16 protein-coding genes are annotated in these 14,251 nt (G+C 62.3%); 6 read left to right on the top strand and 10 right to left on the bottom strand.

What is annotated here, in order from left to right; genetic code table 11:
- Window positions 1–6: 6 nt before the first annotated feature.
- The 5 genes from fdh3B (at window position 7) to ACR0DA_RS04240 (ending at window position 4,155) form a co-directional block, all read left to right on the top strand.
- Window positions 7–600 (top strand): formate dehydrogenase FDH3 subunit beta, encoded by a 594-nt coding sequence (gene fdh3B / locus ACR0DA_RS04260; RefSeq protein WP_005983764.1) that lies wholly within the window; start codon window positions 7–9, stop codon window positions 598–600.
- A gap of 71 nt (window positions 601–671) precedes the next feature.
- Window positions 672–1,880, top strand: coding sequence for a formate dehydrogenase subunit gamma (locus tag ACR0DA_RS04255; protein ID WP_170339053.1), 1,209 nt, complete (start codon window positions 672–674; stop codon window positions 1,878–1,880).
- Window positions 1,881–3,143: a c-type cytochrome gene (locus ACR0DA_RS04250; protein WP_170598071.1), complete on the top strand. Its 1,263-nt coding sequence runs from the start codon at window positions 1,881–1,883 to the stop codon at window positions 3,141–3,143.
- Window positions 3,144–3,156: 13 nt separating this feature from the next.
- The gene (locus ACR0DA_RS04245; RefSeq protein ID WP_261392079.1) at window positions 3,157–3,282 is read left to right on the top strand and encodes a hypothetical protein; all 126 of its coding nucleotides are present in this window, start codon (window positions 3,157–3,159) and stop codon (window positions 3,280–3,282) included.
- The gene (locus ACR0DA_RS04240; protein WP_170437233.1) at window positions 3,283–4,155 is read left to right on the top strand and encodes a helix-turn-helix transcriptional regulator; all 873 of its coding nucleotides are present in this window, start codon (window positions 3,283–3,285) and stop codon (window positions 4,153–4,155) included.
- Between the two features lie 6 nt (window positions 4,156–4,161).
- Here the strand turns inward: ACR0DA_RS04240 and ACR0DA_RS04235 are convergent, their stop codons facing one another.
- The 10 genes from ACR0DA_RS04235 to ACR0DA_RS04190 all read right to left on the bottom strand — a co-directional run bounded on the left by ACR0DA_RS04235 (window position 4,162) and on the right by ACR0DA_RS04190 (window position 13,460).
- Complete coding sequence (locus tag ACR0DA_RS04235) at window positions 4,162–4,980, bottom strand: ABC transporter substrate-binding protein (RefSeq protein ID WP_480632946.1); 819 nt, start codon at window positions 4,978–4,980, stop codon at window positions 4,162–4,164.
- 19 nt (window positions 4,981–4,999) lie between these two features.
- Window positions 5,000–5,734: an ATP-binding cassette domain-containing protein gene (locus ACR0DA_RS04230; protein ID WP_170445467.1), complete on the bottom strand. Its 735-nt coding sequence runs from the start codon at window positions 5,732–5,734 to the stop codon at window positions 5,000–5,002.
- On the bottom strand, window positions 5,727–6,440 hold the full coding sequence (locus ACR0DA_RS04225; RefSeq protein WP_093961810.1) for an ABC transporter permease: 714 nt from the start codon (window positions 6,438–6,440) through the stop codon (window positions 5,727–5,729). Before ACR0DA_RS04225 ends, ACR0DA_RS04230 begins: the two co-directional genes overlap by 8 nt.
- A gap of 153 nt (window positions 6,441–6,593) precedes the next feature.
- Entirely contained in the window at window positions 6,594–7,583 is a 990-nt protein-coding gene (locus ACR0DA_RS04220; RefSeq protein WP_170450296.1) for an ABC transporter substrate-binding protein, read from the bottom strand.
- Window positions 7,584–7,646: 63 nt separating this feature from the next.
- Complete coding sequence (locus tag ACR0DA_RS04215; protein WP_480753072.1) at window positions 7,647–8,492, bottom strand: ABC transporter permease; 846 nt, start codon at window positions 8,490–8,492, stop codon at window positions 7,647–7,649.
- Window positions 8,489–9,406 (bottom strand): ABC transporter permease, encoded by a 918-nt coding sequence (locus ACR0DA_RS04210; protein ID WP_480753071.1) that lies wholly within the window; start codon window positions 9,404–9,406, stop codon window positions 8,489–8,491. Before ACR0DA_RS04210 ends, ACR0DA_RS04215 begins: the two co-directional genes overlap by 4 nt.
- Complete coding sequence (locus ACR0DA_RS04205) at window positions 9,403–9,834, bottom strand: GNAT family N-acetyltransferase (RefSeq protein WP_170439568.1); 432 nt, start codon at window positions 9,832–9,834, stop codon at window positions 9,403–9,405. Before ACR0DA_RS04205 ends, ACR0DA_RS04210 begins: the two co-directional genes overlap by 4 nt.
- Complete coding sequence (locus ACR0DA_RS04200) at window positions 9,834–10,631, bottom strand: ABC transporter ATP-binding protein (protein WP_480753070.1); 798 nt, start codon at window positions 10,629–10,631, stop codon at window positions 9,834–9,836. The genes ACR0DA_RS04205 and ACR0DA_RS04200 overlap by 1 nt, the downstream gene beginning before the upstream one ends.
- A gap of 51 nt (window positions 10,632–10,682) precedes the next feature.
- Window positions 10,683–12,137, bottom strand: a complete 1,455-nt coding sequence (gene hydA, locus ACR0DA_RS04195; RefSeq protein ID WP_480753068.1) for a dihydropyrimidinase — start codon at window positions 12,135–12,137, stop codon at window positions 10,683–10,685.
- Window positions 12,138–12,209: 72 nt separating this feature from the next.
- Complete coding sequence (locus ACR0DA_RS04190; RefSeq protein ID WP_480753067.1) at window positions 12,210–13,460, bottom strand: Zn-dependent hydrolase; 1,251 nt, start codon at window positions 13,458–13,460, stop codon at window positions 12,210–12,212.
- A 171-nt stretch (window positions 13,461–13,631) separates the two neighbouring features.
- Here ACR0DA_RS04190 and ACR0DA_RS04185 point away from each other — a divergent pair, with 171 nt between their 5' ends.
- Window positions 13,632–14,240: a TetR family transcriptional regulator C-terminal domain-containing protein gene (locus ACR0DA_RS04185; protein WP_170538338.1), complete on the top strand. Its 609-nt coding sequence runs from the start codon at window positions 13,632–13,634 to the stop codon at window positions 14,238–14,240.
- Window positions 14,241–14,251: the final 11 nt, after the last annotated feature.

The following is a 14,251-nucleotide window of genomic DNA, read 5'->3' as shown; positions in this document are numbered from 1 at the left end:
ACGACAATGGCTAGAGCAAAGTTTCTCTGCGACGCTGAACGCTGCATCGAGTGCAACGCCTGCGTGACCGCGTGCAAGAACGAACACGAGGTTCCGTGGGGCATCAACCGCCGCCGGGTGGTGACGATCAATGACGGCAAACCGGGTGAACGTTCGATCTCGGTTGCCTGCATGCATTGTTCGGATGCGCCTTGCATGGCGGTGTGCCCGGTCGACTGCTTCTATCAGAACGAAGAAGGCGTCGTCCTGCACTCCAAGGACCTGTGCATCGGCTGCGGCTATTGCTTCTATGCGTGCCCGTTCGGCGCGCCGCAATACCCGCAGGCCGGCAACTTCGGATCGCGCGGCAAGATGGACAAATGTACCTTCTGCGCCGGCGGCCCCGAGGAAACGCACTCGACCGCAGAGTTCGCCAAATACGGCCGCAACCGGATCGCCGAGGGCAAACTGCCCATCTGCGCCGAGATGTGTTCGACCAAGGCCCTGCTTGCCGGTGACGGCGACGTGGTCTCGGCCATCTACCGCGAACGCGTCGTGGCGCGCGGGTTTGGTTCGGGCGCCTGGGGTTGGGGCACGGCCTACGACCAGAAGGACGGCTGAGACCTCAGCCTGACAACACGGGTGACCCGCGCAGGTGGGTCACCCGATTTTGGATTGATACCGAGGTTCCGATGCTGCGCATTTTTCTGGCTTTGACGTTGACACTTGGGATCGCGCACGGCGCGCTTGCACAGGACACGACCGGCACAGACGAACCAACCGCCGCCCCGCGCGCGCAGACCGGTGGCGCCACGACGCTCGAGGATATTCTGGCCCGGCAACGCGGCGAGAAGGTCGACAACAGCTATCGCGCACAGAATACCGGGCAAGGCAATGCCGAAGGGCTGCTGGGTCAGTTGGGCACGCGCGGCGTCGCCTCGGACAGCGACGTGTATCGCGCCATCCGCTATGGCTCAGCCGATGTCACCGTTTCGACCAAGGGGCCTGCTGCCGGCGTGTTGATCCAGGATGGCGGCATGTGGTGGTGGACTTTCCGCACCGGTCCGCTGCGTGAATACGGAACCTACATTCTGGGCGGGATGCTGGTCGTTCTGCTTCTGTTTTTCCTGATCCGCGGCCGCATCCGCATCGATGGTGAGAAAACAGGCCGCACGGTCACCCGGTTTTCAGGATTTGAAAGGTTCGGGCACTGGCTGTTTGCCGGCTCGTTCCTGATACTTGGATTGACCGGTCTGCTGACGCTCTATGGCCGGGATTTCCTGATCCCACTGTTCGGCAAGGAAGGGTTCGCCACCATCGCGCAAGGCTGCAAGTGGTTGCACAACAATCTGGCCTGGGCCTTCATGCTGGGATTGGTCATCATCACCGTGAACTGGATCGCCCACAACATCCCCAACCGGACCGACCTGAAATGGTTGGCGGCAGGCGGCGGATTGTTCACCAAAGGCAGCCACCCCCCGGCCAAGAAATTCAACGCCGGTCAAAAGATCATTTTCTGGCTGTGCATTCTGCTTGGCGTCTCGATCAGCCTGTCGGGTCTGTCGCTGCTGTTCCCATTCGAGCTTCCGATGTTCGCCAAGACGTTTTCGATCGCCAACGCGACCGGGTTGCCCCAACTGATGGGCTTGGACCTGCCCACGCAGATGTCTCCGCAGGAAGAGATGCAATATGCCCAGATCTGGCACGTCATGGTCGCCTATGCCTTCATCGCCATCATTCTGGCCCATATCTACCTCGGCTCGGTCGGCATGGAGGGCGCGTTTGACGCCATGGGCACCGGCGAGGTCGAAGAGCAATGGGCGCGCGAGCACCATTCGCTGTGGCTGGAAGAGGTAAAGGCACAGGAGGCCAGCGACGGCGCGGCCTCGCCTGCCGAATAGATGCGCGGGCTGGCTTTGGCGCTGGCCCTGCTGCCGCTGCCGCTGGCGGCGGATTTCTACACGCTCAAGGGCCATGGCGGACCGATCATGGACATCGCCGCAGCCCCGGACGGGCGCATTGCCACCGCCAGTTTCGACAATTCCGTGGGACTGTGGTCCGGGCAGCAGCCGGACTGGCTGGAAGGTCACGAGGCTGCCGTGAACGCGGTTGTTTTCAACGGCACCGCGATCTATTCGGCCGGCGACGACTTCACCCTGCGCCGTTGGCCCGGTGGACAGGTCGTAGGTCAGCACAAGGGCAAGGTCGTCGGTCTCGCTGCCTCAAAAACGCTTGTGGCGACTGCCAGTTGGGATGGGACCATCGGCCTGTGGCCAACCGAGGGCGGTGCGGCCAAGCTGCTGGGCCCTACAGGCAGCGGCGTCAATGCGGTGGCCTTCGCGCCAGACGGGCGGTCGCTGTACTCCGCCGGGGTAGACGGCAGCTTGCGGGTCTGGGACGTGACGACCGGGGCCGAAACCGCGCGACTGGTCGAGCATGGTTTCGGCATCAACGAACTGGTCCTGAACACGCAAGACGGTTGGATCGCCTATGGCGCGGTCGATGGCGTGACCCGCATTCTGGACCTGACCACCGGGGCCGAGCGCGATTTCACGCTGGACCGTCGCCCGATCCTCGCGCTCGCCCTCAGCCCGGATCGGTCGCTGCTGGCGGTTGGCGATGGCGAAGGCTACATCATGGTCATCGACACGCAGGACTGGCGGATCGCGCAGGATTTCCGGGCAACGCTGCGCGGCCCGGTCTGGGCACTGGCCTTTTCCCCCGATGGAGAGAACCTGCACGCAGGAGGGCTGGATCAGGCCATGTACAGCTGGCCGGTGGCCGCGCTGGGGTCGCAGGAACGGATGGCCGGCCAAGAGCCGAGTTTCCTGAAGGACCCCGACGAAATGCAAAACGGAGAACGGCAGTTCGCCCGGAAATGCTCGATCTGCCACAGCCTGACGCCGGACGATCAGCGCCGGGCCGGACCGACCCTACATGGCGTATTCGGGCGTCAGGCCGGGACACTGCCCGGCTACATCTACTCGGAAACGCTGCAAGGGTCTGATATCATTTGGAACGAACAGACGATAAACGCTCTTTTCGATCAGGGACCGGACCACTACATTCCGGGATCGAAGATGCCGATGCAGCGGATCGCGCAGGCGCAGGACCGCACCGACCTGATTGAATTTCTGCGCAGCGCGACAGCGCCCGTAGACTAAGCCGGAGGATAAGATGAAAGCCTTTCTTGCAGCTGCCGCCGCAATGGTCGTCATTACTGCCGCCGCACCGATGGTATTGCAGCAACTCGGACACTCAGCGGCCGAGACACAGACCGGCTCCTCGGTGCGACTAGACTGAATGTCCGAATTCCTGACCACACGAGAGTTGGCGGACCTGCTGCGCATTGGCGAACGCAAGGCCTATGATCTGGCGTCTTCGGGCGAAGTTCCCTGCGTGAAAGCGATGGGAAAACTTCTCTTTCCCCGGGCCGAGGTACTGGCCTGGCTCAATGCGTCGCGTACTGGGCCGGACACGGTCAAACCGCCCCTGCCCGACATCGTGGCTGGCAGCCATGACCCCCTTTTGGATTGGGCACTCCGCGAAAGCGGCTCGGGGTTGGCCACCTATTACGACGGCTCATTCGACGGGCTGAACCGCCTTGCGCGACGTGACGCACAAGCCGCGGTACTGCACATCCATGAACCGGGCGGGTTCAACGTCAATTCCGTCCGCGATGCGCTGGGAGAGGCGCCCGTGGTACTGTACGAGGTCGCAAGCCGCCAGCGCGGCCTGTTGCTGGCCCCCGGGGTTCAGGGAATTTCCGAATTTGGTGACCTGAAGGGCCGCCGTGTCGTGCTGCGCCAGGACAGTGCCGCCAGTCAGCACTTGTTCGATGCCCAGTTGGAGAGCTGCGGTCTGAGCCGCGCCGATCTTGACGCCCTGCCGACTTGCGCCCGCACCGAAGAAGAACTTGCAATCGCTCTGCATGACCGGAAGGCCGAGGCAGGATTCGGCATCGGAGCCTTGGCGCGTCTCTACGGGTTGGGCTTCATTCCGACCCACTCCGAACGTCTCGACCTCGCCATCTGGCGGCGGTCCTGTTTCGATCCCCCGATGCAGAAACTACTGACTTTTCTGGGTACAGACAAATTCAGGCGTCGCGCCGATGAATTGGGCGGATACGATCTGTCCGGCTTGGGACAGATCCATCACAACGGCGCAAGTGACTGACCGGCCCTATTGCTGCGCGTTCGGAAAAAAGAGCTGCTCTCCGTTCAATTTGTACGCCGCAATTGCTTCCTGACCGTCGGGGCCAGTGAGCCAGTCGATGAACCTTCTTCCCGCGGCCGCCCGGACCCGCGGATGCTTTTCGGGGTTCACCAGAATTACGCCGTATTGATTGAACAGCCGTGGATCGCCTTCGACCAGAACCTCAAGGTTTCCCTTGTTGCCGAACGACAGCCATGTGGCCCTGTCGGTCAGGGCATAGGCATCCATGCCCGCAGCCAGGTTGAGCGTTGCACCCATGCCCGATCCGGTCTCGCGGTACCACTCGCCCGACGACAAGGTCGGGTCGGTTCCGGACAGACTCCAAAGAGCCTTCTCCGCCTTGTGGGTCCCGCTGTCATCTGCGCGCGACGCGAACGGAGCTTTGGCCTGCGCGATCGCTGCCAACGCGGCCACTGCGTCGTCGTCGCCTTTGATCTTGGCCGGGTCCGATTTCGGGCCCACCAAGACAAAATCGTTGTACATCACGTCCCGCCGCTCAACACCCCAGCCGTCGGCCACGAATTGCTCTTCCGCTGGCTTGGCATGCACCAGCAGAACGTCACCGTCGCCGTTGATCGCGTTTCGGATCGCCTGCCCCGTCCCCACGGCCACAACACGGACATCGATCCCGCTTTCCGCCTCGAACCCCGGCAGGATAAAGTCCAGAAGGCCGGAATTCTGCGTCGATGTCGTGGACTGCACGACAATGAACGGTTCTTCGGCCGCTGCCGGACCTGCGAACAGCCCGAACAGGATCATTGCGCTTTTGATTGCTGCGCGAAACATGGATTGCCTCCGGTTGTTGTTATGTGACCAGCCAGCCCGCCAAATACTGGCGCGATGCCTGGCATTGTGGCGCTTCCAGCACCTGTTTGGCGGCGCCATGCTCGACCACGCGTCCGCCCTGCATCATCACGATATCCGCCGCCAACCGACGGGCTTGCCCGACGTCGTGAGTAACCATCACGATCCGCACCCCCCGGGCCGAGGCGCGCAGGATCATCGCCTCGATCATTTGGGTCGCCGCGGGATCGAGGGCGCTGGTGGGCTCGTCCAGGAACAGGGTCTCGGGGCCAAGCGCAAGCGCGCGAAGGATTGCCAGGCGCTGTGCCTCGCCACCCGACAGCGAGCGCGCCGACTGCCGGGCCTTGGTCTCAAGCCCTCCTTCGGCCAAAAGCTCCTGGATCCGGTTTTTCCGAGCAGTCCTGCCGAGCCCCAGCCGTTTCAAAACAAAGTCCAGATTGGCAGACACCGAGCGGCGCAGCAGAACCGGTTGCTGAAACACCATGGCCTGCCGGGCCTTGTGGGCCGCATTCAGAACTCCGCCATCCTGCAGAACCTGCCCCGCATCGGCCTTGATCAAACCATGCAGGCAACGCAGCAGCAGGCTTTTGCCAGCACCGTTTGGCCCAAGGATCAAAGTCGGCCCCGGACCATCCATCATCAGCTGCGGAACATCCAGCAACAGCTTGCCATTGCGTTCCACTCGCAGACCATCGGCCTGCAGACAATTGGGCATGTCCGGCATCAGATCACGCATGGCGCAACCCTTCCTGCTCGGTCCGAAGCGTCAGGGCGCTGACTGCCGCATTCACGGCTACGGCAATTCCGATCAGGATCGTCCCCAAGGCCAGCGCCAAGGCCAGATTTCCCTTCGAGGTCTCCAACGCAATCGTCGTCGTCATGACCCGCGTCACGTGGTTGATGTTGCCGCCGACGATGATCACCGCGCCGACTTCGGCGATGGCTCGTCCGAACCCGGCCAGCAAGGCAGTCACCAACGCCAGACGCGCATCCCACAACAGCACGGGAACTGACGCCAGCCGCGACACTCCCAACGAGCGCAACTGTTCCGAATATTCCTCGGCCAGCATCTCGATCACCTGCCGCGTCAACGCCGCGACGATCGGGGTCACCAGCACTGTTTGAGCTATGATCATGGCGGTCGGCGTATACAAAAGCTCCAGCACACCCAGCGGACCCGAACGGGACAGCATCAGGTAGACAAGCAGGCCGACGACAACCGGGGGAAAGCCCATCAGAGCGTTCATCAGAATGATCAACGCGCGCCGTCCGGGAAAGCGGGCCACCGCCAAGGCCGCGCCGACCGGCATCCCGATCACGGCTGAAATCAACACAGCCAGCACCGAAACTTGCAGCGACAGCATCACGATCGCCCAAAGGTCCGGATCCCCTGTCAGGATCAGGTGGCCCGCTTGGCTGAATTGTGATGCAAAATCCTGCATTTTATTCCCGCATCCACCGAATTTCGTAGGGGTCGCAAAATCTTACAGGAATAATAGAGGAAACTGCTTTTGAAGACAGTTAAATTCCGACATCCGCAAAAACAAACGCGGCCCGCAGGGGGCCGCGCTGAATTGTTGTCATGGTACAGCCAATCAGTTCAGGGCTGCATCCGTGATCTGGCTGGTCCACGCGCCTTCCGGCTTTTTGGTGATCACCGGGTCCGAGCCGCCGGCCAGCAGCGTGTTCACCGTGCGCTCGAAATCCGCCGGATCCAACGCGCCGTTCGAACCTGCGGTCAGCTTGGCGATCTCGCCCATCATGCGCTTCTGGTGTTCTTCGGTCTGGGCACCGGTCGCATCGTTTTCCAACACGATTTCAGCGGCTTCGTCCGGGTTCTCCTCGGCGTATTTCCAGCCTTTCATCGAAGCGCGCACAAAGCGTTCCATCTTGTCGACGAAGGCCGGGTCGCTGAGGTTGTCCTCGAGCACATAGAGCCCGTCTTCCAGCGTGGCTACGCCCTGATCTTCATACTTGAAGGTCACCAATTCGTCGGGGCTGACGCCGGCATCGATCACCTGCCAGTATTCATTGTAGGTCATGGTGCTGATGCAATCGGCCTGGCGCTGCAGCAGCGGGTCGACGTTGAAGCCCTGCTTCAGAACCTCGACACCGTTCTCGCTCTTGCCGCCGGTGTCGATGCCCAGTTGACTCATCCAGCTCATGAACGGGAATTCATTGCCGAAGAACCAGACGCCCAGCGTGCGGTTCTTGAGGTCCTCGGGCGAGGAAATGCCCGCGTCCTTCCAGCAGGTCAGCATCATGCCCGAGCTTTTGAAGGGCTGCGCAATGTTGACCAACGGCAGGCCCTTTTCGCGTGCGGCCAGCGCGGCGGGCATCCATTCCACGGTAACGTCAGCGCCACCGCCCGCGATCACCTGCGTGGGCGCGATGTCGGGGCCGCCGGGCAGGATGGTGACGTCCAGTCCCTCTTCTTCGTAGAATCCTTTGTCCTTGGCGACGTAGTAGCCTGCGAACTGGGCCTGCGTGACCCATTTCAATTGCAGCGTCACCTCGTCTGCGGCAAAGGCCGAACTTGCGGCGAATCCTAAGGCGGCTATGGCCCCGGTCAGTAGCTTGTTCATCTTCATCTTCTCCTAGTTGCTAGTGCTGCCCCGTTATCGGGGTCTGTTGAATTGTTGTTCCGCTTAACTGCGTTGTGACGGGTGCCAGAAGGTCACCAATTTCTCGATCATGGCGACCAGACCATAGAACGCGGTTCCGGCCAGAGCCGCGACCACGATTTCCGCCCAGACCATGTCCAGCGACAATTGCCCGACACTGGTCGAGATCCGGAACCCCATGCCCAAAGTGGGCGAGCCGAAGAACTCTGCCACGATAGCGCCGATCAGGGCCAGCGTGGTGGAAATTTTCAACCCGTTGAAAATAAACGGCATGGCCGCGGGCAACCGCAGCTTCAGAAAGCTTTGCCAATAGGTTGCGGCATAGGTCTCCATCAGGTCGCGCTGCATTGCAGTGGCTTCGCGCAGGCCGGCCACCGTGTTCACCAGCATCGGGAAAAAGACTATCACAACCACAACGGCCGCCTTCGAATGCCAGTCGAACCCGAACCACATCACAAGGATCGGCGCGGTGCCTACGATCGGCAGCGCGGCCACGAAATTGCCCACCGGCAACAGGCCCAGCCGCAGGAAGTCCCACCGGTCCACGGCGATTGCCATCAGGAAGGCGGCGCCGCATCCGATGACATAGCCGCTGAGCGCGCCCTTGATGATGGTCTGCACGAAATCGGCCCAAAGGATCGGCAAGCTGTCCCAGAACCGCTCCCAGATCACCGAAGGCGCGGGCAGGATGACCAGAGGCACCTCAAGCCCGCGCACCAGCAATTCCCAAACCCCGATGACGGTCAGGCCGAAGATCAGCGGCGCCAGAATGCGCACCGCCCGCGTGTCGGCATAAGGTCCGCTGGCAAGGCGGGTGTTCAGCCACCAACCGGCCAGCCACAAAAGGATTGCAAGACCGACCATCATCATTGCGCCATCCCCATGCGTTTCAACACCGCCCGCTCGATCAGGCCCAACAGGCCCACCAGGCAGGCCGCAAGAATGGCCGCGGCAAACAGCGCCGACCAGATCTGCACCGTCTGGCCGTAGTAGCTGCCAGCCAGCAGACGCGCGCCCAGCCCCGCCACGGCGCCTGTCGGCAGTTCGCCGACGATGGCCCCCACCAGCGACGCGGCGATCCCGATCTTGAGAGAGGCGAACAGATAGGGCATCGAGGCCGGCAGGCGCAGTTTCCAGAACGCCTGCCCGTTGCTTGCATTATAGGTGCGCAGCAGGTCCAACTGCATCGCATCAGGGCTGCGCAGGCCCTTGACCATGCCCACGACCACCGGGAAGAAGCTCAGATAGGCCGAGATCACCGCCTTGGGGATGATTCCCTGAATGCCGATCGAATACAGCACCACGATGATCATCGGCGCCAGCGCGATGATGGGGATGGTTTGGCTGACGATGGCCCAAGGCATGACCGACAGGTCCATCACCCGGCTGTGCACGATCCCCACAGCCAGCAGGATGCCCAGCCCCGTGCCGATGGCAAAGCCCAGAATCGTCGCGCTGAGCGTCACCCAGCCGTGATAGACCAGCGACCGTTTCGAGGTGATCTTCTTTTGAACCGTGGTCTCCCACAGCTCGATGCCCACCTGATGCGGCGCAGGCAGACGCGGCCGATCCTGCGCCCAAGTCGCCGGAACGGCAAAGCTGTTGCGCAGCGCCAGACCGATTTCCCCCATGTCGCGGCGGTCTTTGGCCGAAGGCGGAACCACTTCGGCCCCGGCGCGTTCCTGTTCGGTCAGGACGCCCTTGATGTTCATCGGAACGCAGGCCGCGTACCAGATAACGACGATGGCCAGCAAAACGGTCAGAACGGCAACAAGCTGCTTCATGCGTGCCACTCCATCCGCACCACGGGAACGGTCTCGGGCGGCGTTGCGGCCTCGGTCCCGGTTTCGACAAAACCCTCTCGACGATAGAAGCGTTGCGCGGCGGCATTCGGTTGATGGGCCGTCAGCCACAGAAAGCTGCGCCCCTGTTTTGCCCGATCCAGAAGGCGCTTGCCGATGCCCTGCCCGGTCCGTTGGCAATAGAGCGCGCCGACCTTCCGCGCCGCGGGATCGACCGACATGTAGCAATCGACGGGTTCGCCCACGACCCACATCTCGCGGTCCGGGAAAGCTTGCGCGATCAGCGCCTCCAATTCCTGCTGGGGCAGTTCATCCGTCATCCACTCGGTCTGGCGGACCCAGGCCGAGACCACCGCCGCGCAGGCTGGCACATCCGCCTCGGTCGCGCGTCTGATGTCATCCCTGCCCATCACACATCGTCCCCATGCCCGGCGCGCAGCCCTTCGCGCACGCGATGCGCGACCTCGATGAATTCGGGCGTGTCGCGAATGTCCAGCGGCCGTTCCTTGGGCAGAGGGCTGTCGATCACATCGGTAATCCGCCCGGGGCGCGGGCTCATCACCACGATCTTGGTGCTCAGATACACCGCCTCGGGGATCGAGTGGGTGACGAAACCGATCGTCTTGCCGGTTCGCGCCCACAGCGCCAGAAGCTGTTCGTTCAGGTGATCGCGCACGATCTCGTCCAGCGCGCCGAAAGGCTCGTCCATCAACAGGATATCGGCGTCGAAAGCCAGCGCCCGCGCGATGCTGGCCCGTTGCTGCATCCCACCCGATAGCTGCCAGGGAAATTTTGCACCAAACCCTGCTAGATCAACAAGTTCCAGAACGTTCTTCACACGTTCTTCCTGTTCCTGAGCCGAATATCCCATGATCTCGAGCGGCAGTTTGATGTTCTTGGCGATGGTCCGCCACGGGTACAGGCCCGCCGCCTGGAACACATAGCCATAGGCCCGGTTCCGGCGGGCCTCGTCCGGGGTCATGCCGTTGACGGTCAGCGTGCCGCCCGTAGGTGACTCCAGCGCAGCGACACAGCGCAGGAAGGTCGTTTTTCCGCAGCCCGAAGGGCCGATGAAACTGACGAATTCGCCCTTGTCGACCGCCAGGTTCACGTCCTTGAGGGCGTGCACGGGTCCGTCATTGGTCTGGAAGGTCAGGTCGAGGTTCTTTGCCTCGATCACGGGCTGGGTATTGCTTTCCGATGTCATCCTACTGCCTTGAAGTTTTGGCTTTTTTGCCCGTTCGGTAACCTTCGTGCATCATACCCCCGTCGCCGGGATGCCCGACCGCTCTACCGGGCGCGGGGCGGTCAGCTCTTTCCAGGTGCTCAGCGCCTTGTTCACGGTGGTGTTGGCCTCGCGCGCGACGAATTTGCCATGACCTTCCTGCGTGCGAATCTCGCCATCGTGCACCGCGACCTGTCCACGGGTCAGGGTAAAGCGCGGCAGGCCCTTGACCTCGTGCCCCTCGAAGACGTTGTAGTCGATCGCCGACTGCTGCGTCGCCGCGCTGATGGTCTTGGTCTTGTCCGGGTCCCACACCACCAGATCGGCATCTGCGCCGACCAGCACGGCACCCTTTTTCGGATAGCAATTCAGTATCTTGGCGATATTTGTTGAAGTTACGGCCACGAATTCGTTCGGCGTCAGCCGCCCGGTCGCCACGCCATGGGTCCACAGCATCGGCATCCGATCCTCAAGGCCGCCCGTGCCGTTGGGTATCTTGGTGAAATCGCCCACGCCGAACCGTTTCTGCTCGGTCGTGAAGGCGCAGTGATCGGTGGCCACCACGCTCAGCGAGCCAGACTGAAGCCCCGCCCACAGGCTGTCCTGGTGCTGCTTGTTGCGGAACGGCGGGCTCATCACCCGGCGCGCGGCGTGGTCCCAATCGGGATGCGCATATTCGCTGTCGTCCAGCGTCAGGTGCTGGATCAGCGGCTCGCCCCAGACGCGCTTGCCCTGCATCCGGGCCCGGCGGATGGCCTCATGCGCCTCTTCGCACGAGGTGTGCACCACATAGAGCGGCACACCGGCCATGTCGGCGATCATGATGGCGCGGTTGGTGGCCTCGCCCTCGACCTGCGGCGGGCGCGAATAGGCATGGGCCTCGGGGCCGGTATTGCCTTCGGTCAGCAGCTTGGCCTGCAACTCGGCCACCACGTCGCCGTTCTCGGCATGGACCATCGCGATCCCGCCCAGCTCGGCCAGCCGCTTGAACGAGGCAAACAGCTCGTCGTCATTGACCATCAGTGCGCCTTTGTAGGCCATGAAATGCTTGAACGTGTTGATGCCCCGCTGTTCGATCACGGTTTTCAGATCGTCGAACACCTGTTCGCCCCACCACGTCACGGCCATGTGGAAAGAATAGTCGCAATTGGCGCGGGTTGATTTGTTGTCCCAGCGTTTGAGCGCATCCAGCAGGCTTTCGCCCGGGTTCGGCAGCGCAAAATCCACCACCATAGTCGTGCCGCCGGCCAGCGCCGCGCGGGTGCCGCTTTCGAAATCATCGCTGGAATAGGTTCCCATGAACGGCATTTCCAGATGCGTATGCGGGTCGATCCCGCCGGGCATGACGTAACAGCCGGTCGCGTCCAGTTGCTCGTCCCCCTTCAGATCCGGCCCGATCTCGGTGATCACGCCGCCTTCGATCTTGACGTCGGCCTTGTAGGTCAGATCCGCAGTGACGACGGTTCCGTTCTTGATGACTGTGCTCATGTTCAACTCCCTGCGGGCGCGTCTGTTGCGCCTCTGTTGGTTTTCCGGTGGATTGGGGGCGCGCGGTCCCGGCTATTCCACGATCTCGGCGGTTTCGACGACCGCGTGGAACAGAACATCCGCCCCGGCGGTTGCCCATTCCTTGCTGATTTCCTCGGCCTCGTTGTGGCTCAGGCCATCCACGCAGGGGCACATCACCATGGCGGTCGGCGCCACGCGGTTGATCCAGCAGGCATCGTGCCCCGCGCCCGAGATGATGTTGGTGTGCGAATAGCCCAGCCGCTCGGCCGCGTTGCGCACGGCGGCGACGCAGGTTTCGTCGAATTTCACCGGGTCGAACCCGCCGACCTTCTCGAACTCGACCTGCAGGCCCAATTCATCCACGATGTCCTCGGCCGCGACGCGCAGGCGGTTCTCCATGTCCTTGATGACGTCCAACTCGGGCGAGCGGAAATCGACCGTGAACACCACCTTGCCCGGGATCACGTTGCGCGAGTTCGGATAGACGTCGATATGCCCGGCAGCCCCCACGGCATGGGGCGCGTGCGACCAGGCGATCTCGTCCACCTTTTCAAGAATGCGCGCCATCGCCAGCCCGGCATTCTTGCGCATCGGCATCGGGGTCGAGCCGGTATGCGCGTCCTTACCGGTCACGGTCACCTGGGTCCAGCTGAGGCCCTGCCCATGGGTAACGACGCCGATATCCTTGCCTTCGGCCTCGAGGATCGGGCCCTGTTCGATATGCAGCTCAAAGAAAGCATGCATCTTGCGGGCCCCGACCTCTTCGTCGCCGCGCCAGCCGATGCGCTGCAATTCGTCGCCGAACTTCTTACCTTCGGCATCCTTGCGGTCATAGGCCCAATCCTGCGTGTGCATTCCCGCGAACACGCCCGAGGCCAGCATGGCGGGGGCGAAGCGCGTGCCCTCTTCGTTGGTCCAGTTGGTGGCCACGATCGGGTGTCTGGTCTTGATGCCCAGATCGTTCAGTGTGCGAATGATCTCGAGCGCACCCAGAACCCCCAGCACCCCGTCATACTTGCCGCCGGTCGGCTGCGTATCCAGGTGCGAGCCGACATAGACCGGCAGCGCCTCGGGGTCGGTGCCGGGGCGCATGGCGAACATGTTGCCCATCTGGTCAAGGCCCATGGTACAGCCCGCCTCTTCGCACCATTTCTGGAACAGCGCGCGGCCCTCGGCATCCTCGTCGGTCAGGGTCTGGCGGTTGTTGCCGCCGGCAACGCCCGGGCCGATCTTGGCCATCTCCATCAGGCTGTCCCACAACCTGTCGCCATTGATCCTGAGATTCTGCGCCGGAGCTGCCATGTTCGTCTTCCCTGTTGCTTGCGATTTGGCTCGCTTTTGGTGTCTTGATTTGACCATCTGGTCAAACTCACGCTATCACGGGTTCGACATCAGTCAAGAAATTGCATCGCACCGATGCAGAAATCGGCATATTCAACACCTGCTTGTTCGAAAAAGAGACGTTCTGCATACATGCCCAAAGACCGCGCCCCGACCCGAATTCAGAAAAAGAACCGCGCCGCGATTCTCGAGGCCGCGCTGAACGTGTTTTCGGCCCACGGCTTTCGCGGGGCGACCGTCGATCAGATCGCAGCCGAAGCAGGGCTGAGCAAGCCGAACCTTCTGTATTATTTCCCGTCCAAAGAGGCGATCCACACCGCGCTTCTGTCCGGCCTTCTGGACACCTGGCTAGCGCCGCTGCACGACCTTGATGAAAACGGCGAGCCGATGGAGGAGATCCTCTCGTACGTCAAGCGCAAGCTGCAGATGAGCCGCGAGTTGCCGCGCGAAAGCCGCCTGTTCGCGAACGAGCTGGTGCAGGGCGCGCCCCGCATCCATGACGCCCTGTCGAACGATCTGAAGGCGCTGGTCGATCAGAAGGCGGCCGTTCTGACGCACTGGATGGACCAGGGCAAAATCGCCCGCCTGCACCCGCATCACCTGATCTTTTCGATCTGGGCACTGACCCAGCATTATGCGGATTTCGATGTTCAGGTGCGCGCGATCCTGGGCGACGAAGACCCGTTCGAAGGGGCCGCGCCTTTTATCGACACCCTGTACCGAAAACTGCTGACCCCATGAAAAAAGGGCCG

The sequence above is a fragment of the Ruegeria sp. CI8 genome (assembly GCF_056536865.1).
This window is presented reverse-complemented; position numbering and strand designations above follow the sequence as displayed.